Genomic DNA, 23,586 nt, shown 5'->3' on the forward strand with positions numbered 1-23,586 from the left:
TATGTTGATGAATTACAAGGTAATATTAGAAGCAGCCTGGTTGGTAAAAGACATTGAAACAGTTGATGATGCAATGGGAGTGGCCATTGCAGAGGCAGGAAAACGCTTGAATCCACAGCTGGAATTTATTGAAATAAATATTGGCACCACGTATTGTCCTGCCTGTGATGAACCATTTGATAGTGTGTTCATCACAGCCAACACCGCACTTGTGGGACTGATGCTTGAGATGCGTGTATTCGATGCCGAGAATGAGGAACACGCTGCCAGGATAGCGAAATCTGTTATAGGCAAAGTAATGAAAAATATTCCACTCAATGTGATAGAGGTCACTGAACTGGAATATTCTGATGAAGATGAGTAAGATAAGGGGTATTTCTCTTGGACAAAACCATTTCTATAATAGGGCACACCGCATATGACCACCTCTTCGATGTAACACGGTTTGCACCGCCCAACTCGTCAATGCCCATAAATAATTACCACATTTACTTTGGCGGTGGTGCAGCAAATATTGCAGCAGGAATAGCCACCCTTGGAGGAAAAAGCCAGCTGGTCTCGCCTGTAGGTTGTGATTTTGAAGGGTCTGATTACCAGCGGCACCTGGAACGACTGGGTGTGGATATCAGTCTGTTGTACAACATCAGGGACAAAAAAACGGCTTCAGCATTCATATTTACTGATGAAGACCATGATCAGGTAACCTATTTCTACTGGGGGGCATCAAATGATTTCCCAAAACTTGAACCGCCCCGCCTGGAATTCGTACACCTGGCTACTGCCGATCCTGTGTTCAATTCAAAGGCTGCCAGGCTCGCTGACTTTGTCTCATTTGATCCTGGACAGGACCTGGTAGTGTATTCCAGGGAATGCCTTGATATCATACTGGAACATACTAATATCCTGTTCACCAACCGCCATGAGATAGAACGGCTCGCCCGGATGACAGGGCGCTCCCGTGAAGACTTGGAAGCGGATATCGGGTTGGTAGTGGTCACACTGGATAAAGGTGGCAGCGAGATATACACAGACGGGAAGAGGATGTTCATCCCTGCCGTACAGGTGGATGCAGTGGACCCAACGGGTGCGGGCGATGCATACCGTGTAGGATTCCTGGTGGCATATACCAGGGGTTTTTCCCTGGATGTGTGCGGACGGGTGGGGTCTGCTACGGCATCTTTTGTGGTGGAGAAAGTTGGCTGCCAGACAAACCTGCCCACCTGGGAGCAAATGCGGGAAAGGTTTAATGATTATTATAAGGAATTTGAATTATGACTCACCAGGTTTTTGCAAACGTAGCAGGAGTAATTATTCTTATCAGTGTAATTATTGCAGTTTCTGCATGCATTGATATTACAGACCAGCAAGGTGAACCGGAAGAATCTCCAATTAAGATAAACGCATCACAGGCAATTGAAATCGTAAAACAAGACCCTGTTGCTGTGGAATACATGTCAGAGAACTTTAAAAGGCCCGAATGGAGGGGTAATAAGACCGTGTTAGTCCAGGGTTTCGAGACTAACAACAGCGCGCTTCAGGAAGATGAGACATACTGGAAAGTAGAGATGATGGAGCGCAATTGTGCATGTTCTGGCATCAAGTCCCTGTATGTTGTAGAGAGTTATGTATCTCCTTATACAGGGGAGATCGCTAACCTGACTACTGGCATGGTTTCGGAGAGCAATTATGAAACAGAGACCTGTACTTCCACTGCATGCCATTAATAGCTTCACTTTACTGGTATTGTTGTCAATAGTCCTGTTTTTTCCCATTACGGCAAGCGGCCAGGCAGGTTCAGTGGTCCAAGCGGATTCAGTAGTAGTGGAATATTTTTATGAGGGCGGCTGTTTAAAATGCGCCGATGCCGAACCTATAGTGGACAAGGTTGTCCGGGGATATGACAACATCTCCTATTCAAAATATGAGATATGGTCGGACTATGGTGATATGAAAGTATATGACCGCATGGTAAGTGAGTACGGAATAGCTACCGTCCCTGCCGTGGTCATCAATCACCAGGTCACTATAACATATCCGGACTATAATGGCGATGAGAAACGACTGGAAGAACTGCTGGTTGCAGGGATTGAAAATGCACCTCCAATTCCTGAAAATAACTCTGTCCAGCCTGCAGATGGCAGGAATATATTACCTGAGTTATCTCTGCCTGTTGTATTGTTGGCGGGTCTGCTGGCCGGGTTCAATCCATGTTTACTGGCTGTAATGGCATTTTTGGCATCATTGACCCTATCTTCAAAAGGAAACCGCACTGAATTGCTGAAGATCGTGGGTGGCTTTTGTGCAGGTATATTTGTTATGTTCATGGTAGTGGGGATGGGCCTATTGGGTGTGATTAAACAGCAGCCTGAGATCAAGGATACTATTACTGTGCTGTTGGTGGTATTGATCGGACTGCTTGGATTGTGGCATTTTTATGATGCGTACCACCTGAAGGTGCATGACAGGTCGAGTTTCAAAACGTCCGGGTCATTCTTACAACTGGTTGAAGGAATTGAGCACAGGAATACGGTCATGGTTTCATTTCTTGCAGGTGCAATGTTCTCAATGATCAAGGCACCATGCGTGGGTGCGGTCTATTTTGCCATACTGGACATGTTGATAGCACAGGGCAAAATCGCTGACGGGGCCATATACCTTTGTTTCTATAACCTGGGTGTGATACTGCCGGTGCTTATCCTGGGTATTATGCTGGCGTTCGGGCTCAGCCCCGAACGGGTCAATGACCTCAGGGAAAATAGACGTGTCGAGATACGGATTGTGACGGGAGTCGTGCTGCTACTGCTTGCGGTGTTGATATATTTTAATATCATTTGAATCGATAACCCATCCTGATTATCATTTATGTAGCCAAGATTTTTATATCTTTAAACCGAATAAGTAATAACCGTGTTGTATAGGTCCTTGCGTGAGTTATTGACAAAGTCTATCTATGATCGATAAGACAACCCCAATGCGGTATATTCCTGCGATATTGCCTGGCATAGAGGGTTACTGGAGTAGACAACGGTATTGGCCAGTGGATGAAGCTCCGGAGTTAGTGCGTCAGGCGACAGCACACTATCACTCATTATTATAAAATATACACTATTATCGTATCCATTTCAAAAAGTATGGCAATTACTATTTTTGCAAAGTATCTTTACCCCAGTATCTTTACATCACCAGGTTGCTCCACCACAATCTCTTTTTCTCCCTGGTATTCTTCCACGGTACCTGTAATCTCAACTGTATCTGCAATATCAATTATATTATTGACCTTTTCAGCACCATTATTACAGTGGATAAAGACTTTGACCCTGCTGCCTTCACTATCTACTCTAAGTATCAGGTGGTCACCGGTAACGGTCCCTCCTTTTCCGACTACCACACCATACAATACAACCCGGTCGCCTGTGACCGATTGATCTGAAAATTGGGAGGTTTCCATACTATCAACAATAAAACCGAAGTATACAATGATCAATACCAGTAGTGACATAACCATCAGGATGATAGTTATTTTTTCTTCCTTTTGCAGCATCCGGGCTCCATTTTGACTTGATCAATATCCATTCAAGTGAATCATGACAGCCATAACAGGTAAAAATAGTGTGCTAAACATCCTCCTATTCAAGGATGCTGCCGCGGGATGCAGTACCCACGTACCGCTGGTATCTGGCAAGATAGCTATTTTTAGTTTCTACTACAGGATTTTTCCACCTGGCTTTCCTCTCTTCCAGTACATTACCTGGCACCTTTATGTCCAGAAGCCGGTTAGGAATATCTATCTCGATGGTATCGCCTTCCTCCACCAGTGCGATGGGACCGCCCTGTGCAGCCTCAGGTGTCACGTGCCCGATACAGGGGCCACGTGTGCCACCTGAGAACCTGCCGTCTGTGATAAGTGCCACGGAGTCGATCAGGCCCATACCTGCAATGGCAGATGTGGGTGAGAGCATTTCCCTCATGCCGGGGCCGCCTTTTGGTCCTTCGTAGCGTATGACCACTACATCTCCGGCCTTTATCTGCCTGTCCATGATGGCATGCATGGATTCCTCCTCGCTGTTGAACACCCGGGCTGGCCCGGAATGTACCATCATATCAGGATGGACCGCAGTCTGTTTGATGACCGAACCCTCAGGTGCAAGGTTGCCTTTAAGTATGGCGATCCCGCCTTGGGGATGTACTGGGTCATCCAGGGTCTTGATGACACTGGCATTGGTCCTGGGGTTTACTGGTATGAAGCCTTCCAGGTTCTTTGCCATGGTATCACCTGTTACGGTAAGCACATCAAGGGACAGCATGTCACCGAGCCGTTGCATCACGGCAGGCACGCCACCCGCACGTTCGAGGTCGAGCAGGAAATGGTTCCCGCCAGGTCTCAGGTTGGTAAGGTGGGGCGTGGTGCGGCTCATCTCATCGAACCTGTCCAGCGGCAGGTCCACTCCGAACTCATGGGCTATGGCTGGCAGGTGCAGGGCCGTATTGGTACTGCCGCCGATGGCCATATCCAATATGATGGCATTGTCGATGGCCTCAGGGGTTACTATCTGTCTGGCAGTGATGTCCTTCTCTACCAGTTCCATGATCTTCATACCTGTCTCTTTGGCCAGCCTGAACTTCTTAGCATCCACGGCATGGGTGGTACCGCAGCCCGGCAGGCTCATGCCAAGTGCTTCTGTCACACAGGCCATGGTATTGGCTGTAAATAATCCGGCACATGAACCGGCACCGCTGCATGAGCAATCTTCCAGTGCCTTTAGTTTCTCATCTGTGATCTTGTTGTTCTGCCGCTCTCCCACGCCTTCGAACACAGATATCAGGTCCCTCTCCTCATCGTCCACGAATCCGGGCAGCATGGGGCCTCCTGTGACTACTGCTGTGGGGATGTCCAGCCGGCCCGCTGCCATCAGGTGACCGGGTACAATCTTATCGCAGGTGGGTATCATTACCATGCCGTCGAACCTGTGTGCCTGTACCATTAGCTCGATGGTATCGCGTATGAGTTCCCTGCTGGGTAGTGAATATTTCATTCCCTCATGGCCCATGGCTATACCATCACATATGCCGATGGTGGAAAATTCGAATGGTACGCCTCCGGCCAGCCTGATACCTGCTTTTACTGATTCTCCCAGTTTGTCGAGGTGTATGTGGCCTGGTATTAATTCGCTCCAGGAATTGACTACACCTATGAACGGGCGGTCCATTTCGTTATCGATAATTCCCATGGCTTTTAGCAGGGAGCGGTGGGGGGCTCGTTCTATTCCTTTTGTGACTTCATCGCTTCTGAGTGTCATGTTGAATTGCTCCGGTTGTTGTGATGTTTATTGATTGTAGTTATTGGATATATTAGGTGGGGGTTGTTTGTATACTGTACTGGGTGAAAATATTATTTGTGGTACAAGTGGGGAGAATGGGGTATTTACTATGGTCTCTATGTTTGAGCTTTCAAGTGTTCATAGTATTTTTCAATCATCTCCAGCAAAATCCCTCGCCCTATGAACCCGTCCACACCTGCATGGACTACGTCGTGAACTTCCCTAACGTCTTCTATGACGGCTCGCACATTTTTCGCTTAAGATTAGTGAACGTCAGGTGGTACTACGCATTTGTGCACCATGACCATCTTATGCCCTATTTCTATTCATCGGTCAGAACTGGTATCAGGATTGCCGTTGATAATGGTGGAATCGTCTTTAAGACGGGACAGAAGGGTGAATATGAAGAATCGGTGTGTGAAAGGGGGGTACCGTATACGTTGAAATTACAATGACGTTTATTGAGGTGTATATTTATATTTAGGCCGTAATTTCATGTTTTTGTTTCAATATATGTAGAAAATTTCATTGAAATTACTATTTCATTAAAATCAATGAAAATCTTTAAATACCATTGATTTCATTTTAAAATCGGTGAAAAAATGAAACTTTCAGAATTAATATTTAATAAAAATGGTATGAGTATAAGAACAGAACTGCCTATAATAGGCGAAATGTTGACAGAACCAATGCCTTATGATAAATTATCATATGATGGTTTCAATATAACAGTAACATCTATAGAACCACTCATAGAAGATGGGGTTCTTGTTGAATTAAAATTTAAAGTAAGTAATACCAGTAGCATCAAACCTACAAATAATGAATTAATCTCTTTAAAATCTCGGAATATCTCGGAAAGAATCCCACAAAAGATTGTAATGCGATTAGAAGAACATAATTGGCCTGACCATTATGCTAGATTTACCCGCCAACTTTACAACCCTTCTACCGCACCATATTTAATCAGAATGATTATTAAAGAGAGAGGAAGTATCAATGACACGGATTTGCGAGACCTATTAGAGAAACAGGGATATAGTAAAACAAGTGGTGGCATCGCAGCTTCAATAAATGTTCTAGAAAATGTCACTCAAGAAGTTAAAGTGGAAGGTAAAGCTAAGAATAAAAGGTACATATGGGTTGATAAGTAATTGTAGACTTGAGATCGTCTTTAAAACAGGTCGAAAACACGAATACGATGAACCTGTGTGTGAGAGGGTCGTGCCATATAAACTGAAACCTAACTAATAACGAAAGGGTATCTGTTCAGCTGGTTTTTAGAAAATATCGATGCACGGTCCAAACAGCCAGACCCCGGGCAACAACCACGCCGAAGGCGGCACGTTTTGCTGCTTCCACTCACCCGCAATCGCAAGATATGCAATTCCCACTTCCTGAGCAATGTAGTCAAACCCAAAGATGCAGGCGATTGAAATCTCAATGCACATTCTGGACGGTGATAGAGCACGGTGCCGCATGCAGCGTAATGGTAGCACCGCTTTCCTTCCGGAACTCGTTAAACCACCTGGGTCCCCTCTGCCTTGTTCGCTGAAACCGAACCCACCGCCGTGACACAGGTATTTTCTTGCGACCTTTGAAGATCAGCTGAATGTATGTGGTAGATGTGATCATCTCAGGCTCATTTTGGTTTGCCGCAGCATTTCTTGTATTTTTTCCCGCTGCCGCATGGACATGGTTCATTGCGACCGATCTTTTTTTGCCCAACACCCGCGGTGTGCTTATGCGGCTTCTTAGAGGGATGCCTTTCAACTAAACTTTGACCAACCCCTTTCATCTTCATGTATCGGGTTTCCAAGACGTCCATAATCTCTGGATCAGACTTCAGCCAGTGATCATATATCATTTCAATCTCTTCTTTTGTATATCTGGCAAGTTTATCCTCAATTTCGATCTCATTCTGAAAAGGTACTCTAATGGCAAACATGTCATAAGCAATTCCGGTTCCTTCATCCACCTTTAGAAAAATAAGGCGAACCGCACCACAATCACATTTGGGATCAATACAATACTGGTCATCGACAAACAATTTTAGCCCTTCATATTCGACAAGAAAACTAACTCCCGTTCCCCCGGACATTATACTTCCGTCATCACCAAAAACGTCAGCGTACGACACCATTTTTCCAGCATAGACATCTTCGACAGGCATTTCGAACTTTGCCATATTACGTGACTCTGTCTTCGTATTGTTATAATTCTCCTTAAATTCGCTCTTCATTTCATCAGGGAGATCGCTAACGAACTCATCAATGAGAGATTGAACATTTTTTGGCCGTTTTATTTTTCTTTTCTCTTGCCACGTAAAATGATCCAGAGCGATATCAAATGTTATTGGATTCGCAATTTGGGCTCCCGTCTCATCTATTTCGTTAAAAGCAAGAACGGTTTCGTTGCAATCACAGTCAGGATTCTGGCAATGGTTCTCAAACATAAAAAAAGGACGTTCATGAGAGGAAAATCTAACCAATGGAAGATTTTTTACTTCAACCACATCTTCCACATCCACATCAGGATGGTAACTGCGAACATGTACCGTTTCTTTGAATTTTTCAATTTTTATCATATATTCACCTTAATTATAGGATTCACCACGTTCCCACGTGGTCGAATATCTCACATACCATCTTTTTGATTACTCCTTTAATAGCAAGAGTGTATTCAAACCACGTCTTTACATTTCATTATTACCATTCCAATTCCCATAGTCTCAATCCCACTCCTCCACCAGCATCTCCCCAAGTTCCTCCAAACTCCCTGCCACCTGAAACTTCAGTGCCCCCAGTACCATAGGATTATCAACGCCGCCAAACGCACCCCGCACATCAGTCTTCAATCCTATACACTCCTTCCCCAGTGCATACCCAATCCCTATCTCAACACATGCCCCCTCATCTGGCACCCTGCCATCCATATTAAACACCACCACATCACAATCCTTGATCTCCTGCACATCCCTTTCAAAAATAATCCCCAGAGCTTCTGACCTGCCGACCTTCTTCTCAAGCTCTGCCAGCTTGTACCCATCCCTCTGGGGAAGAAACGTGGTAAAACCAAGGTCAGACAGGAATTTATCAAGCTTTTCATTGTATTCAAGTTCTGCGTCACAAAAAAGCGGTCCTGCAATATATATCTTCATAATAGTTCCTCTACATCAGGTAACAAATTTTTCGCATTCTTCTATGTTATATCTGCATTTTTTCGGGAGAAATAGTTCTTTAAAAGTATTATTGAAATATTTATCTGTCATTCCTGCAAGGAAATCTCTCACAATCTCAGGCTCAGAAAATCTACTACTGTACCCTGTTTTATAATAATTAATGTGGTGATTGTAGATATTTGAATCAAGATTCTTACTTTTCAGGTCGTTCAGGAAAGTTTCATACATAAATTCATACATCCTCTTGATTTTAGCGGATTGAGTCTTCAATCTTGGGCTTGTGTAAATCATTTCCATATTAAAATCCCTTAACTTTTCCAATGCCTGCCAGACTTCACTACTAAACTTGATGAAATCCATACCATAACTATTCTCGATTATATCAATAACAAGCGTGTTTATAATGTCCCTGTTATTATTACATATTACTTCCGCACAACTTTCGGGAACCTGTTCCCTTGTTATCAATCCCACAGTGATGGCATCCTCTATGTCCCTTCCTACAAAGCTGATCATATCAGATATCCTTACAACACACCCTTCCAAACCCATAGGTGTTAACTCAATGTTTTCATTTATTTTAGCTTCAATTTCCTTGTCCAAAATATCCCAGGATTTATTACGATTCGGCGTCAAAACCTGGTTATAACTCTCACCATCATGGCTTAGAATTCCATCTAAAACCTGAAGCGTTAGATTCTGGTTTTCAATTTTATCAAGAAACTGCACACTCTGAACATTGTGATGAAACTCACCAATACCATGACTTTGGCATAATTCGGAAAGATAGGTCTCTCCTTCATGCCCATAAGGTGCATGACCTATATCATGCCCCAAAGCGATTGCTTCAATGAGGTCTTCATTCAAATCCAGCGCCCTTCCTATCTGTCTTGCAATTTTCGAGACCAACTGAACATGAAGAACTCGGTGGGTGATGTGGTCGTTTTCGAACAGATAGAAAACCTGCGTTTTATCAATATATCGTGTATACGCCTTAGAATGAATTATGCGGTCAGAATCCCGGAAGAACTTTGAGCGCACTTCATCAGGCTCTTCAATTCTGCGGATGCCGTCAGAGCTTTTCGTGGCGAATTCAGATAATAAATTCTCCCGGCTTTCATTTCTTATAAGAATCTGGCCCAATAATACGTCATTTATTCCACGTCTCATCCATCCTATACTATATACACATTACATTAAATAACATCCCGATGAATGACGATTAATACACAATGTCAAAACTCATCCAATTTGAGTTGATTCCCCATGAACTGCGAAATCTGCAACCAAAAACCCGCCTGATGTCCATAACAAATTAAAATACTCATCAAGAGAATAAATTTCCTCAATACCCAGGATTTTTTGTTCGTATGACTATTTCCTCTTGCCCTGCCAGGATAGAAAGCACACTCCCACATTCGGCCTCATCACCAGAAAATTCCAAAACCGGCCTGTTTTTGTCATCCCTGCCGACTACTTTAACCCGACACGAAGTATTCTCCTCTTTGTTCATTGATCTTTTCTCCTGATTCTTCCTGAATAATAATTCTTGGTTTAATAATCAGTTGAGTTTCAAGTTTCCAGACTACTGAATATGTATCTTCGATCATATTATTATGCACTATATCAGTTCTGTATTCATAGTTTATATCATTTGGTCTTTGAACTAATGAAAGGAACCCATCGGTCATTTGGGAGTTTAGTAAAATATCGATGCACGGTCCAAACAGCCAGACCCCGGGCAACAACCACGCCAAAGGCAGCGCGTTTTGCTGCTTCCACCCACCCGCAGTCGCAAGATATGCAATTCCCATTTCCTGAGCAATGTAGGCAAACCCAAAGACGCAGGCGATTGAAATCTCAATGCACATTTCGGGTGGTGATAGAGCACGGTGCCGCATGCAGCGTAATGGTAGCACCGCTTTCCTTCCGGAACTCGTTAAACCACCTGGGTCCCCTCTGCCTTGTTCGCTGAAACCGAACCCACCGCCGTAGCACAGGTATTTTCTTTTGATATGTAAAGATCAGGTGAATGAACACTGTCCTATTTTCCAGTTATTTTCAAGACGCTGATTCACGCAGATCTACACTGATTTAAGGTTGCATCTGCGGGTTAATTTCTGCAGAAATCCAGCACTATTCCTTCCTTCCATCTCCCGCCTCCCGACATTTCCACTCGCTTGCCCTGCCCACCCGGCCGCTCCTCACGCTTAGCCCCACACCCTGCGCCTGGTTGCTAGATATGTGGGTTGCGGCCTCGGTTGTTGTGTGGATGCGATGATTTACTTGTTTTTCAAAGTCTAAGAGTTCTGAAGAGAAGTCTTCAAAGGATTCAAACTTATTGTCTGCAATAAAGTGGTTTTCAAGGTATGAAAATGGATTTTCTACTTTGCCCTTGGACCAGGATTGGCGAACCTCAGATCGCGATGGTTGGAAACCATAATGGCTGGCAAATCTAATATATCCTGGATTCCACTCCCTCTTCTTTGCATCGTATAATGTTGCATAATTATCAGTCTGCATCGTTTCCGGGACTCCTCCAATTTTACTCAAACCTTCTTCTAATGCTTCAAACACAGATGATCGGGTCTGGGATAGAGAATACATGTATGTTCTATATCGACTGCACCCCAAAATTAAACAGAACACCTGGACTGTGACCAGTTTGCCTTCGATCATTACGGTGTATGGCGACCAATCGAATTGTCCTTGTTCTCCGGGCTTTGTCTCATATCGCATATAGGCCCGTGTAAATTCTGTCTTATACTGTTGAATATACCTCTAAAACGCCGATCTTGAAACGTTACAGCCCTTTGAACGCAGATCATTAAGAACTCGACTTCCTTTTAGTTTCTTAACAAAGTATTGCTCAATGATATATCCCTGAAATGGTTGTAGTTCCGGATTTGTATACGGCTTTCTTTTATACGCTGGTGGATCTTCTGATCGTAGCGCATTTTTCACAGTGTTTCTCGATAAATCAAGTTGCTTTGAAATTGACCTTGTTCCCATTTTGGAATTTCGCTTCTTTAGGTTCTTTATTGTTATCCAATCTTCCATTGAGATCACCCAAAACCTCCTGCAATAAAACAGGAGGATTTTAGTATATAGGGTGGGTCAATTTTCAATGGGAAAAGTGGGTCAATTTTCAATGGGAAAAGTGGGTCAATTTTCAATGGGAAAAGTGGGTCAATTTTAGGTGGGAATTTTCAGGAACAACTTAAGCGAACAAAAGTTGAATAAAGTCGGTAAAATACTAAAAGATGAACCAGAACTTGGAAGAGTAATGGCTATGCGTAAACATGTTTATGTAGATAATTTGAATGTAAGAAAGATGGTTGAGTATTTTGGGTATTTGATTCTTAAGAATGTTTCCCAAATGGCGTTCCCAATTGATGATATATGCAATACGGTTGAAAGGTCAAATAATCTGAAGAAAAAAACAAGAATAGTAGAGGGAACTAGAACAAGAGTAGAATCGGCTGAAGCTGAATTGTTGCCAAAATCGGCAGAACTTATTCTTTGCATCGTGGGACTGTATCATCTTTTGAATGGATGGAGTGGTTATGGTAGTCCAATTAATTTGGCGGATGTTAGGTTGATCAGACCTGCATGATATGATAAATATAATTAACGTGTACGTTGGTGGGAATAATATAGGAACAACTTGTAAGGCAGGAGAAATAGTGAACAATAATGTGAACAGGATAGCAATGGATTTATTAATATTCATGTTTTTAGCCACTGGATTGTTTTTCAATAAATTAATTTTGCCTTATTGTTACTAATTACTATCGGGGCATATAAATAAAATTCCCAGCTAAAATAGAAATATTTAAATTTTATGAATATAGGAATACGCTTTGTGAGCGGGTAAAATAGTTTTTTTAACTAACCCCCACTCCCTATCCGCTCACACATTACTAATGTAACGGTAGGGAACTGTTACGACTTACTTTTATTATTACGCTATCAAGAAAATGTTGTATCCGTTTCAAATTAAATGGTAATTGCTCATATTGCTCGGAATTTTGAGACACATATTACACAGATTAATAGTTGTTGTGAAAATCAGTGTAATCTGTGTCTATATTAATTTTGCATTTTGCCATACTTTTTGAAATGGATGCAAAATGCTCACTTATTCCGCATTTTTTAAGCCTACAGGAAAGTATTACTTTCCTATATGTTAAAAAAGCAGGAATAATATGAAACCAGAATGAAGCGGGGGAGGTAATCTTAGCTAAAAAACATAGTTCTAATAATCTTTTAGAAGCCTCGGGGGGGATTTGAACCCCCGACCTCGTCCTCTTTAGAGTCATGCAGTTTCCCGCAGGACATTACCAAGGACGCGCTATACCCCTAAGCCACCGAGGCACATGGTGCTTTTATTAATATAACTGGCGGGCCCGGAGGGATTCGAACCCCCGACATCCGGGTTAGAAGCCCGGCGCTATGTCCTGGCTAAGCCACGAGCCCACAGGCGTTTAACCATAATACCAGTGGACTTTCAAATAGTACTTTACCCATAAAAACTCTTTGGTGTAAAACAGTATTCCGCCTGAATTACGTACCAGCTACCTTCCTTCCAGATATGTAACCTCATCCGCTTCCACTACGAACGGTTTTTCGAGAGCAAACTCCACAATTTTCCTGACCCTGCCTATGCTTTTTAATTCAAGTTGAAGTCTCGCAGAGAAAGTCTCACATTCCTCTAAAACCTCATTTGTCATATGCGTGATACGGTGCATGGCCACCTGCTTGTTTTTTATCCTGGCAATCAGGCCTAATGTTCCAACTTTGACATCATGATAGCTGGTCCGTGTCAGGAAGACTAAATCCCCCACATCAGAACCATGTACCGAATAAAAATTATGAGGGCTGCGAATCTCAATGGTTCTTATGCGATCATCCTGCAATTCCTTTAGCACCTGAGATGATATTCCTGTAAGTATAATATATTTCATTGATACACCCCCCCATCAACCATACATTGGGAATTCACGCCTGGGTTGTTCGCCTTCCTCACTGGTCTTAACCTGTTCAGCAAGTTTCTGTAGTTCGACTTCGATCTGTTCGGCCTGGTCCATCAGGTTTTCAGTGTCAATGGGAAGACCATAGATTATTTTCAATATGCTGATTACAGAAGCTGCAGCCCTTGGGTCCGGATTGGGGCTATTGGTCTCACCCAACAAGCTTATGGCATGGATATCACGCATGACACATTCTGTCATCACACTACCAGAAATGCCGCTTATGGTCCCAACCTGGAATATTTCAACATAATCCCTTATCTTGTCAAGCATATCATCATTGGTCGCAGCACCAAAGACCTTTTCCTCACTGCTCATAGTGGCTATCCCGGCAATGGAAACAATCTCCTTTACATTTATTGATTGTGCCCAGTCTACTAGAACTTTGCTGACCTCATAGGATATAGTGGGATGAATCGGGATATCAGAAATGACAGTGAGAATGTTATGCTCTTTACTCTGATAGATCCGTACAGGCATATTTATGATGCCATTAAACAAAACTGCTATGGGTGGGAAGTATTTTGATTCCATACTTCCAACATATTCCATATTGAGTTCATCTATTAAATGCTGGCCTGCAATATTCCCAACAAGTCCGATACCTGGAAAACCTTCTACTATAATCGGGTTCTTAAGTGATAGTGGTTTAGTAATGATCTTGACATTATACACAAATTTAGATTGTTCATCACCTGGCATATTTTCACCTTAATTAACTATTGGACGTTTTACTATAAACATAAACGCCCTATTTCTATTTAAGTTTCTATTTTAATTTGAGGACTTAAAAAGATTTTTAAACGCTTATGTTTTATGATAAAATGTTTAGGCTTGATATCGAGAATATTTTTCACAAATAAATAGCGCACATAAAATTCATAGGTCATCTGAGTCAAGCCTATTTTTTCAAAGGGAAATGGAAATGGAACTAATTCCATTAGTCATCGGTTAAGGAGTTTGACTGGCTCGATATGGATTGTTTTCCAAATAACTTATCCCCTTCAAATTAAATGGTAATTGATCATAGTGCTCTGAATTTTGAGACACAGATTACACAGATTGATAGTGGTTGTGAAAATCAGTGAAATCTATGTCTAAATTAATCTTGCATTTGACCATACTTTTTGAAGCGGATACCTTTTCACGCTAAAAAAAGGATATTTACCGATTCATTATCCCAAACTCGATTTTATCTCCCGCGCCAGCACCTCAAGCCTTCCCACAACATCCTGCCCGCTGGCTATAATATCCACAAAAGCCGAACCCACAATTACACCCTGGGCACCGCTCTTAATGATCTCGGCAGCCTGTGCGCCAGATGAAATACCAAAACCCACAGCTTTGGGCTTATCAGTCTTAACCCTGTCCAGCACTTCCTTTGTAGAGCCTGCAACATCGTCCCTGGCACCCGTGACACCCAGCCTGGACACCAGATACAAAAACCCGGTGCCCCGCTTCAGGATATCCTCAAGCCTGTCGCCTGTGGTTGTGGGTGCTATCAAGAATATCAGGTCAACTCCATTTCCCTCGCAATACCCGCCCAGTTCCCCGGATTCCTCTGGCGGCAGGTCTGGCACGATAATACCGGTAATGCCAGAATCTTTGCAGTCCTTTACGAACCTCTCAAGTCCCCGCTTGAAGATCAGGTTGTAGTAGGTCATCACAACAAGCGGTACATCCACACCAAGCCCCTTCACCATCTCAAAGTACCTGTCAGGGTTCATACCCGCGTCCAGTGCCCTCTCGATGGATGCCTGTATGGTAGGGCCGTCTGCTATAGGGTCAGAAAAAGGCAGTCCCAGCTCCACAATATCAGCACCGCCCCTTATCAGTGCATGCACGATTCCTGCAGTATCACCATCACCGGCGCACACATAAGCGATAAGTGCTCCATCACCCTTTATTTTCAGTTCATCGAACTTATCAGAGATCCTCATTACATAACCCCCTTCTCAAGCACAGCCTCAAGGTCCTTATCGCCCCGCCCCGATAGATTGATCACCACGATCTCGCCAAGTTCACCTGAGCCTGCAGCCTTTGCCAGGTAGGCAAGGGCATGAGACGATTCCAGTGCCGGGATAATACCCTCCATCCGGCTCAGTTCGTGGAAGGCAGCCAGTGCCTCATCGTCACTGGTGTTCGCAGGCTTGATCCTGCCAGTCTCGGCCAGGTATGCCAGTTCAGGACCCACACCGCTATAATCAAGCCCGGCTGCGATGCTGTGGGATTCCAGTATCTGGCCGTAGGGGTCCTGCAGTATCTTGGTCCGCGCGCCGTGGAGCACGCCTTCCTCGCCCACACACAGGGATGCAGAGTGAAGAGCAGCCTTTTTGGTTGACTCCATACCACTGCCGCCCGCTTCCACAGCGAATAATTTTACGTTAGTATCTGAAATGAATGGATAGAAAGTGCCGATAGCATTACTGCCGCCGCCCGTACATGCGATAATGGAATCAGGCAAACGCCCCTCCTTCTCCATGATCTGTTGTTTGACCTCGTTGCCTATCACACTCTGGAAGTCGCGCACAATAGTTGGATAAGGATGGGGACCGACCACCGAACCGATAAGGTAATGTGTATCCTCCACATTGCTAACCCAGTCCCGCAGCGCCTCATTGATGGCATCCTTCAGGGTCTGGCTGCCAGAAGTTACAGGAATAACCTTTGTTCCCATAAGTTCCATGCGGTACACGTTCATGCGCTGACGCTCCATATCCTTGGCACCCATATAGACCTCTGTGGCAATCCCCAGGTTTGCGCCAGCCATGGCCGTAGCAGTACCGTGCTGGCCCGCCCCTGTCTCGGCGATGAGGCGGCGCTTGCCCATATACTTTGCCAGCAGTGCCTGGCCCAGTGTGTTGTTAAGTTTATGTGCACCTCCGTGCACCAGGTCCTCACGCTTGAGATATACCTTGATCCCGTATTTTTCACTCAGGCGCCGGGCATGGTACAGTGGGGTGGGGCGGCCTGCAAAATCCTGTAGATAATAGTCCAGTTCCTGCTTGAATAGGGGATCGTCCCTGAACCGCTCATATCCTTGTTCCAGTTCCTTTACTGCAGGCATGAGCACTTCGGGTACGAACTGTCCGCCGAAGCGCCCGAACTTGCCTCTTTGTTTTTTGTTCATGAAGTTATCCTCTGTAAGTTATCAATTTGATGTGTTTGACGTATGTGAGTCAGATATGCCAGCCTCAACTAATAATCTGGTGTTTTCGTAGATGTCACCTTTCATAATGGACGTGCCTACCAATACGGCATCGGCACCTGCCCGTACTACCCGGACAGCATCCTGTGGAGTTAGTATACCGCTCTCGCTTATTATAATCCTGTCAGGACTGTGTTTCCTGATAATGGGGGCCAGTTCTTCGGTTGTGGCAAGGTCGATCTCCATAGTCTTGAGGTTTCGGTTGTTGATGCCTATAATATCTGCATCAGTCTCCAATGCGGCCATAAATTCTGCGTGATCATGTACTTCCACCAGCGGCTGGAGTCCCCTGTCCTTTGCAAGTGAGATGAATCCAGGCAGCCTGTCGCCCAATATTCCAACTATCAGTAGTATCAGGTCGCTTTCTACCTCATAGAGCTGTCGTTCGTCTATTATAAAGTCCTTCCTCAATACCGGGATGCTTACGGCCTGCCTGACATGTTCCAGGTTCTCCAGGCTGCCGTGGAAAAAATCCGGCTCTGTAAGTACGGAAATAGCACAAGCGCCAGCCTTTTCCATCGTCCGGGCTATCTGTGCGGCATCGGCAGGGCTCACTTCCCTGTTGTGGGTGGTGGGAGATGCGGGTTTGACCTCGGCTATCACAGGTATATATTGCGAATCCTTCGCATTCTTTATGGACCTGGTAAGGCTCCTTGTGCTTATTGTCTGTACTGTACCTATGTCTGCCAGTTTATTGACACGGTTTTCGGTTGCTGAAATGATATCTTGTATTATTCTGTTCATGTACCAGACCACATTAATGTATATATCTATTCAATGGTGTACAATATTGTACATTGTATATAATACTTATGCAGGATTCTTATTGGAAGGGGATATAAAAAATATATCCTACAGGCTGTGCCAAAATACCTATAAGTCATGGACTTTGGAATGGAATTTCTGAGCCATCGAAAGGATGCATGAGGATTGCTAAAATTCATTCGTCGTCTTGACTCGTGAAAAAAAAGGGGCATGGAAATCCAGTGTAACAGTGCTCTCAGCAAAATTATAAGTATAATTGAACTAAATACTTTTAATAAATGACCCTAAAATCAAAAATGCATAAGAAATCTGCCTTTACAGGACGCAGTATAAGAGGTTCTGATATAGGTGCATCAAGTGAAGATGTTGAAGTGCCAGTTAGAAATGTGCACGACGTAGGTATTCCAAGCGTCCATATTTTAAGCAAAAACGATATTGAAAATGAGCTATCTCAGATCGAAAAAAAGTTCGGAATGACCTCTGAACAATTTTATAAAGCTTGGAGAGAGGGTAGAGTACACGGACACGAGGCCGTAAAGCTGGGTAGTTATTTTGAGTTCTATAAGGATGAGTATGAGTGAAGGTACAGGACCGGGTATCTGAAATAAGAGGAGTTATCTATTCTTATTGTAATGATATTATTGATCAATCAGCGTCGTCAACTTTTGAGGTAAACCGAAGTGAAAAACGTCCAGATTATGGGACTATTTCTGTAGAAATCAGGTGTTTTGACGGGTCTTTGCTAAAATTTTTCGAAAAAATCAATCGTGGGATTATTGAGATATATAGCTATGAATATATACGACTTAATACAGGCTTTTTCTATCATTACCAAAATGAAGGAGTTGAGAATGGGATTAAAAAACCTCTTCATCATTTACATGTTGGGATTAAAAAAGATGCTAATGAAAAATTATTGGAATTACTTCCAAATGAACTAATAGAACATGGTGGGCCGCACTACAAAGTTTCAGAAATCAGTTTCAACGAGTTTATGGCCATGATAATCGTGAACTTTTTTGATGGTCATAGAAATTTCGATAATATGCTTAAAAATTTAGGTTTTTGAATTAGGGACATCGCGCCCTTTTCATTGCCGCAATTGCTGTAATGTTCAAGATGCTCAAATGATGCACGAGATTATCCTATGTGCAGTCAAGGTATACCATGGACAAATGTCCCGGCCCTGTATATAGCGATTTCGAGGAATATTTCCGTTCCTACATTCTACAATACATAACATGAGCAATTAATTTTTCGAATGTACCGCCCTCCAACTGCAAAAACCACCTTGATATCCCTTAAAGGCTGGCCCCCACCAATACAAATAGCCAGGCAAACGGCACCGCGCATGATATACACATTGATGCCGGGCTGTCAAAAACTTTCATATACATTATCCAAATAACATCTCACCCATCAACCAGCTTACGATAATATCTCTCCTTTTCACTGAATATGCAGCCGCAGTACGCCTGTCGGTACAGTCCCAGGTCGCGGCATAACTGGAAAGTCTCCCTGTATCCTTCACGGAAATCCTGGTAATAGAACTCCACGCCATATTCAGATGCAAGACCGCTGGCAATGTCCCTTATCATCTCATGTTTCTGGTAAGGGGATATAAGCAGCGTTGTCGTGAACCTGGAGATACCCATATCCGATGCCTGCCTGGCAGCCTCCTCCAGCCGCAGGGAATAACACAGGGCGCACCTGTCATCGACCTCAAGGGCCTGACTGATAAAATCCTCTAATATATATTCGTCCTTGTACACCACATCCAGTTCCACAGCCCTCGCATACTGCTGCAAAGTTTCAAACCTGCGTCTGTACTCTGTGAACGGATGGATATTCGGGTTGTAGAAATAGCCAACTGGATCAAAGCCACCAGACCTTAACGCCTTTACCGTATAAGTGGCACAGGGGGCACAGCAGATATGCAGCAGAATTTCCATGTTTATTTTCACCAACTTTAATAATACAAGGAATTGAATTATATTATGTTGTATTTATCGATTTACAGGGCTGGTATATATTGGAACTCTCAGATAATGCACTAAAAGTGCTCAGGCGCAGGTACTTGCTAAAAGACGAACACAGCCAAGTGACCGAAACACCAGAGCAGATGTTTAGCAGGGTTGCCGGTTATGTGGCATCTGCCGACGAACGGTACAGGGACACAGCAGGTTCTGAGCAGGAGTTCTACTCGGTCATGTCAAACCTTGAATTCCTGCCCAACTCCCCAACCCTGATGAATGCAGGCACCCGCATCAAGCAGCTTGCAGCCTGTTTAGTCCTGCCGATAGGCGATTCCCTTGATGAGATATTCGGGACCCTGAAGAGTGCAGCCATCATACACCAGAGCGGCGGAGGCACGGGTTTTAGTTTCAGCAAGCTGCGGCCACAGGGGGATATAGTAGGCAGCACAGGCGGGATTGCCAGCGGTCCGGTGTCATTTATGAAAGTGTTCGATGCCGCCACCCAGGCCATCAAACAGGGGGGACGCCGCAGGGGTGCCAATATGGGGATTCTCAGGGTGGACCATCCTGATATTGTGGATTTCATTACTGCAAAGCACGAACCCGGTGTGCTGACCAATTTCAACCTGTCTGTAGGCGTGAGTGATACATTCATGGAAGCTGTAGAAGCAGGGGGATCCTATGAATTAATAAACCCCCGCACCGGTGAGGTCACCCGTCGCAAGGATGCAATTGAGATATTCAACCTCATAGCAGCCTCAGCATGGGAGAACGGTGAGCCGGGTCTGTTGTTCCTGGATACCATTAACCGGGATAATCCTACGCCGGGACAAGGGACGATAGAGGCAACCAATCCCTGCGGGGAACAGCCACTGCTGCCCTATGAGGCCTGCAACCTGGGTTCGATCAACCTGGATAAGATGGTAGATGGCGGCAGCATTGATTATGATAAACTTGGCCGTACCGTGGATATTGCGGTGCGGTTTTTGGATAATGTGATAGACCTGGAGCAGTTCCCGCTTGAACAGATAGACCTTATGGTCAAGGGGAACAGGAAGATAGGGCTGGGTGTGATGGGATTTGCTGATATGCTCATACACTTAGGCATAGCTTACAATTCCACTGAGGCTGTGCAGGTGGCTGAGGAGGTCATGACCTTTATTTGCAACCGGGCAGTGCAGGCATCAGGGGAGATTTCACAGCGACGGGGCGTGTTTGGGAACTTCAAGAGCAGTATCTATGACAGCCCATGCAGGCCTAAAGTGCGCAATGCCACACGTATAACCATTGCACCCACTGGTACTATCAGCATGATAGCAGGATGCAGCAGCGGAATTGAACCGATTTATGCTGTATCGTATGTGAAGACTGTGATGGAAGGCGAGAAATTTGTGGTCACTAATCCGTATTTCGAGCAGATGGCAGTGCAGGAAGGGTTCTATTCGCCGGAACTTGTGGAGCGTATAGCAAGCAATGGCTCGGTACAGGATATCCCTGATGTCCCGGTGGCTGTGCAGCGTTTGTTCGTCACGTCACATGATATGGGGTACGAGTGGCATATCCGGTTGCAGGCTGCTTTCCAGAAATATGCTGACAATGCGGTATCCAAGACAATCAATTTCAGGCATGATGCCACAAAAGAGGATGTGGGCAGGGCTTTCAGGCTGGCTTATACGCTGGGGTGTAAGGGCATTACTGTTTACCGGGACCGCAGCCGTAGCGGGCAGGTGCTGACTACGGTTGATGATTTGATGCAGGATTGTGAGTATTGTGGGGCCGTGCTGAATCCGACGTGAAGTTGAAGTGGAGTGCACCCCTTCCAGCGGACAGGTAGTTAAGCAACACAATTTAACATGCTGTCTCAAATTAAAAGCAAGTATACAACTCAAACATTGTTTATCTCTTTCAGGCGAACATACAGTTGATAAAAGTTAAAAAAACCTGAGCAGGATAATTATGAACTAATTGTATAATGCGAAATTATTTTGGGACAGCTTGGTTAAACAAGTTTAATAAATCCACTTTACGTAAAATAGTACAATACAATTGAATACTTTCACCCCGCTCTCCGGTTAAGTATATTAACTTGACAAGACATCTAACAATTGTCTCCCTAAACCAAACAAACCGGAGGCTTGAGGTATGAAGAATGAATAAAGAAATTGCAAAAGAAATTGAAGAGCTTTTTAGTCAGAAGGGATATAATGTTCCAATCAATGAGATAAAAAGCAGACTTGACAAACTCTTAAACGAGTTCAAGGTCCCGCAGGAAGAAGCACGCAGAAGTGTAGTCAATTATTTCCTGAAAGAATACAACATCCCCAGAGGAGACTTCTTTGTCCAGCAGGGTGAAACACCTACTGTAAAGGTAAGTGATATTACATCGGATGGGAAATGGATCAATATCTCTGCTAAAGTTGTACAATTATGGGATAACAACCACGAGAGTATCGACCAGGCAGGATTGATGGGGGATGAGACCGGAACTATAAAATTCAATAAATGGGCAAAGGCTGAACTGCCTGCACTTGAAGAGGGTAAAACTTACCTGTTCAAGAACGTGGTGACTGACAGCTACCAGGAAAGGCCACAGATCAACTTTAACAGGACCAGCCAGATAGAGGAGATACAGGAAGATATTGAGGTAAATACCCAGCAGGCTGAAGCACCTACCGTAAAAGTAAGCGACATAACAACTGAGGGGAAATGGATCAATATCTCTGCCAAGGTTGCACAATTATGGGATAGCACCCACGAAAGTATCGACCAGGCAGGATTGATGGGGGATGAGACCGGGACAATTAAATTCATTAAATGGGCAAAGGCTGAACTGCCTTCATTGGTTGAAGGGAAAAGCTACCTGTTCAAGAACGTGGTTACTGACAGCTTCCAGGAAAGGTTCCAGATCAATTTTAACAGGACAAGCCTGATAGAAGAGATAACTGAAGATATCGAGATAGGTACTCTGACTGTTGAGTTCTCAGGTGCAATGGTAGATATCCAGTCAGGTTCCGGCCTGATAAAGAGATGTCCCGAATGCAACCGCGCCCTGATAAAAGGGGTATGTGGCGAGCACGGTAAAGTGGAAGGATCATATGACCTGAGGATCAAGGCCGTCATGGATGATGGGGTGTCTGTACAGGATTCACTCTTGAACCGCGAGATTTCAGAACAACTTACAGGTATCACCCTGGATGAAGCAAAACAAATGGCTACCGAGGCCCTTGACCAGTCAGTGGTCCTTGAAATGTTTAAAGAAAAGTTATTGGGCAGGTATTATTTAGTGAAAGGTCCGAAGCTTGACAGGAATATACTGGTAGAGGATATTTCGTTACTGCCGCCTCTCGAACTAGACCAGATGGATACAATTATCGCACAGATGGAGGTGTGAATTATGGCTGGACAATATACAAGAGAAGTTGCATACCGCATCTTTGCCCAGGAATTCAGGGATTCAAACTTATCCTTTAAGGACAGCAATGACCAGTACTCACCACAATATCTACTTACACCCACAGGTGCCAAGGTAAACAGGATGTTAATAGTTGGTACGCTGACAGAAAAGGAGGATATCGGTAATGAAGCCGAGTACTGGCGCGCCAGGGTAGTGGACCCCACAGGAGCGTTTCTCATCTATGCAGGTCAGTACCAGCCTGAAGCAGCCCAGGTCATGGCAAATATCGAAGCCCCCCAGTACCTTGCTGTCGTAGGTAAGCCCAGCACGTTCCAGACCGAGGACGGTACGATCCTGACATCGGTCAGGCCTGAGAGCATACATATTGTGGATGCACCAACCAGGGACCGCTGGGTAGTGGAAACTACACAGCGTACATTGGAGCGTGTCAAGGATCTGAACAGCGATAATCCTGATGCAGTGCGTGCAAAAGAGCATTACAACACCGATGCATCGGTGTACAGGCAGATGGCACTGGCGGCACTGGAAAGCCTGAAGACAAAATAACTTTTTTACAGGGGTCATTTGACCCCATTTCTTTTTTATCGCTTTTTTAACATTGTTTACACAGGTAACTTCTACTTTCTTGCCATCCTGTGCATGAAAAATGTCTATGTTTTAATACATATAAATACAATTACTTATTGGTGA

25 protein-coding genes, 2 tRNA genes and 1 pseudogene are annotated in these 23,586 nt (G+C 44.3%); 11 read left to right on the forward strand and 17 right to left on the reverse strand.

Annotated elements, in window-relative coordinates:
* The first annotated feature begins 4 nt into the window (after positions 1-4).
* The 4 genes from HF974_08745 to HF974_08760 are packed head-to-tail and all read left to right on the forward strand — an operon-like array spanning position 5 to position 2,835.
* Entirely contained in the window at positions 5-364 is a 360-nt protein-coding gene (locus tag HF974_08745; protein ID MBC2698401.1) for a DUF555 domain-containing protein, read from the forward strand.
* A 17-nt stretch (positions 365-381) separates the two neighbouring features.
* A complete protein-coding gene (locus HF974_08750) occupies positions 382-1,275 on the forward strand; it encodes a carbohydrate kinase family protein (GenBank protein MBC2698402.1) in 894 nt (297 codons plus the stop codon).
* Entirely contained in the window at positions 1,272-1,724 is a 453-nt protein-coding gene (locus HF974_08755; GenBank protein MBC2698403.1) for a hypothetical protein, read from the forward strand. The genes HF974_08750 and HF974_08755 overlap by 4 nt, the downstream gene beginning before the upstream one ends.
* The gene (locus tag HF974_08760; protein ID MBC2698404.1) at positions 1,687-2,835 is read left to right on the forward strand and encodes a cytochrome c biogenesis protein CcdA; all 1,149 of its coding nucleotides are present in this window, start codon (positions 1,687-1,689) and stop codon (positions 2,833-2,835) included. Before HF974_08755 ends, HF974_08760 begins: the two co-directional genes overlap by 38 nt.
* Positions 2,836-3,160: 325 nt before the next feature.
* Here HF974_08760 and HF974_08765 read toward each other — a convergent pair whose 3' ends face one another.
* Both HF974_08765 and ilvD read right to left on the reverse strand, forming a co-directional pair.
* On the reverse strand, positions 3,161-3,541 hold the full coding sequence (locus tag HF974_08765; GenBank protein ID MBC2698405.1) for a hypothetical protein: 381 nt from the start codon (positions 3,539-3,541) through the stop codon (positions 3,161-3,163).
* Positions 3,542-3,626: 85 nt separating this feature from the next.
* Positions 3,627-5,297 carry a dihydroxy-acid dehydratase gene (ilvD, locus tag HF974_08770; protein MBC2698406.1) on the reverse strand — a complete coding sequence of 557 codons (1,671 nt, stop codon included), beginning with the start codon at positions 5,295-5,297 and terminating at the stop codon, positions 3,627-3,629.
* Positions 5,298-5,920: 623 nt separating this feature from the next.
* On the opposite strand from ilvD, the gene HF974_08775 reads away from it, so the two are divergent.
* Positions 5,921-6,472 (forward strand): hypothetical protein, encoded by a 552-nt coding sequence (locus tag HF974_08775; protein MBC2698407.1) that lies wholly within the window; start codon positions 5,921-5,923, stop codon positions 6,470-6,472.
* A 488-nt stretch (positions 6,473-6,960) separates the two neighbouring features.
* Here the strand turns inward: HF974_08775 and HF974_08780 are convergent.
* The 7 genes and pseudogenes from HF974_08780 to HF974_08810 form a co-directional block, all read right to left on the reverse strand.
* Positions 6,961-7,044 (reverse strand): annotated as a pseudogene (locus HF974_08780) (hypothetical protein).
* A 1,005-nt stretch (positions 7,045-8,049) separates the two neighbouring features.
* Positions 8,050-8,481, reverse strand: coding sequence for a nucleoside 2-deoxyribosyltransferase (locus tag HF974_08785; GenBank protein MBC2698408.1), 432 nt, complete (start codon positions 8,479-8,481; stop codon positions 8,050-8,052).
* A gap of 12 nt (positions 8,482-8,493) precedes the next feature.
* Positions 8,494-9,669 carry an HD domain-containing protein gene (locus tag HF974_08790; GenBank protein MBC2698409.1) on the reverse strand — a complete coding sequence of 392 codons (1,176 nt, stop codon included), beginning with the start codon at positions 9,667-9,669 and terminating at the stop codon, positions 8,494-8,496.
* Positions 9,670-9,844: 175 nt separating this feature from the next.
* The gene (locus tag HF974_08795) at positions 9,845-10,012 is read right to left on the reverse strand and encodes a hypothetical protein (protein ID MBC2698410.1); all 168 of its coding nucleotides are present in this window, start codon (positions 10,010-10,012) and stop codon (positions 9,845-9,847) included.
* Positions 9,978-10,370 (reverse strand): hypothetical protein, encoded by a 393-nt coding sequence (locus HF974_08800; GenBank protein ID MBC2698411.1) that lies wholly within the window; start codon positions 10,368-10,370, stop codon positions 9,978-9,980. The genes HF974_08795 and HF974_08800 overlap by 35 nt, the downstream gene beginning before the upstream one ends.
* Before the next feature lie 265 nt (positions 10,371-10,635).
* Entirely contained in the window at positions 10,636-11,238 is a 603-nt protein-coding gene (locus HF974_08805) for a transposase family protein (GenBank protein MBC2698412.1), read from the reverse strand.
* Positions 11,239-11,280: 42 nt separating this feature from the next.
* Complete coding sequence (locus tag HF974_08810) at positions 11,281-11,568, reverse strand: hypothetical protein (protein ID MBC2698413.1); 288 nt, start codon at positions 11,566-11,568, stop codon at positions 11,281-11,283.
* 130 nt (positions 11,569-11,698) lie between these two features.
* Between HF974_08810 and HF974_08815 the strand changes: the two genes are divergently transcribed.
* Positions 11,699-12,115: a hypothetical protein gene (locus HF974_08815; protein ID MBC2698414.1), complete on the forward strand. Its 417-nt coding sequence runs from the start codon at positions 11,699-11,701 to the stop codon at positions 12,113-12,115.
* A 658-nt stretch (positions 12,116-12,773) separates the two neighbouring features.
* Here the strand turns inward: HF974_08815 and HF974_08820 are convergent.
* The 7 genes from HF974_08820 to HF974_08850 form a co-directional block, all read right to left on the reverse strand.
* Positions 12,774-12,876, reverse strand: a tRNA-Thr gene (locus HF974_08820).
* 24 nt (positions 12,877-12,900) lie between these two features.
* Positions 12,901-12,978 (reverse strand) — tRNA-Arg (locus HF974_08825).
* Between the two features lie 98 nt (positions 12,979-13,076).
* Positions 13,077-13,466 carry a DUF473 family protein gene (locus HF974_08830; protein MBC2698415.1) on the reverse strand — a complete coding sequence of 130 codons (390 nt, stop codon included), beginning with the start codon at positions 13,464-13,466 and terminating at the stop codon, positions 13,077-13,079.
* Between the two features lie 15 nt (positions 13,467-13,481).
* On the reverse strand, positions 13,482-14,234 hold the full coding sequence (locus HF974_08835; protein MBC2698416.1) for a proteasome assembly chaperone family protein: 753 nt from the start codon (positions 14,232-14,234) through the stop codon (positions 13,482-13,484).
* A 473-nt stretch (positions 14,235-14,707) separates the two neighbouring features.
* Entirely contained in the window at positions 14,708-15,472 is a 765-nt protein-coding gene (locus HF974_08840; GenBank protein MBC2698417.1) for a tryptophan synthase subunit alpha, read from the reverse strand.
* Positions 15,472-16,662, reverse strand: coding sequence for a tryptophan synthase subunit beta (gene trpB, locus HF974_08845; GenBank protein MBC2698418.1), 1,191 nt, complete (start codon positions 16,660-16,662; stop codon positions 15,472-15,474). Before trpB ends, HF974_08840 begins: the two co-directional genes overlap by 1 nt.
* 21 nt (positions 16,663-16,683) lie before the next feature.
* Positions 16,684-17,484 (reverse strand): indole-3-glycerol-phosphate synthase, encoded by an 801-nt coding sequence (locus HF974_08850; protein MBC2698419.1) that lies wholly within the window; start codon positions 17,482-17,484, stop codon positions 16,684-16,686.
* A gap of 299 nt (positions 17,485-17,783) precedes the next feature.
* Between HF974_08850 and HF974_08855 the strand changes: the two genes are divergently transcribed.
* Together HF974_08855 and HF974_08860 are read left to right on the forward strand one after the other, a co-directional pair.
* On the forward strand, positions 17,784-18,086 hold the full coding sequence (locus HF974_08855) for a hypothetical protein (GenBank protein ID MBC2698420.1): 303 nt from the start codon (positions 17,784-17,786) through the stop codon (positions 18,084-18,086).
* Complete coding sequence (locus tag HF974_08860; protein ID MBC2698421.1) at positions 18,083-18,574, forward strand: hypothetical protein; 492 nt, start codon at positions 18,083-18,085, stop codon at positions 18,572-18,574. Before HF974_08855 ends, HF974_08860 begins: the two co-directional genes overlap by 4 nt.
* Positions 18,575-18,917: 343 nt before the next feature.
* Here HF974_08860 and HF974_08865 read toward each other — a convergent pair whose 3' ends face one another.
* On the reverse strand, positions 18,918-19,457 hold the full coding sequence (locus tag HF974_08865) for an epoxyqueuosine reductase QueH (GenBank protein ID MBC2698422.1): 540 nt from the start codon (positions 19,455-19,457) through the stop codon (positions 18,918-18,920).
* Between the two features lie 80 nt (positions 19,458-19,537).
* Between HF974_08865 and HF974_08870 the strand changes: the two genes are divergently transcribed.
* The 3 genes from HF974_08870 to HF974_08880 all read left to right on the forward strand — a co-directional run bounded on the left by HF974_08870 (position 19,538) and on the right by HF974_08880 (position 23,442).
* The gene (locus HF974_08870; protein MBC2698423.1) at positions 19,538-21,277 is read left to right on the forward strand and encodes an adenosylcobalamin-dependent ribonucleoside-diphosphate reductase; all 1,740 of its coding nucleotides are present in this window, start codon (positions 19,538-19,540) and stop codon (positions 21,275-21,277) included.
* A gap of 353 nt (positions 21,278-21,630) precedes the next feature.
* Entirely contained in the window at positions 21,631-22,872 is a 1,242-nt protein-coding gene (locus tag HF974_08875; GenBank protein ID MBC2698424.1) for a replication protein A, read from the forward strand.
* Positions 22,873-22,875: 3 nt separating this feature from the next.
* Positions 22,876-23,442 carry a DNA-binding protein gene (locus tag HF974_08880; protein MBC2698425.1) on the forward strand — a complete coding sequence of 189 codons (567 nt, stop codon included), beginning with the start codon at positions 22,876-22,878 and terminating at the stop codon, positions 23,440-23,442.
* The last annotated feature ends 144 nt before the right edge of the window (positions 23,443-23,586 follow it).

This window comes from ANME-2 cluster archaeon (genome assembly GCA_014237145.1).
Classification (GTDB): Archaea; Halobacteriota; Methanosarcinia; order Methanosarcinales; family Methanocomedenaceae; genus Methanocomedens_A.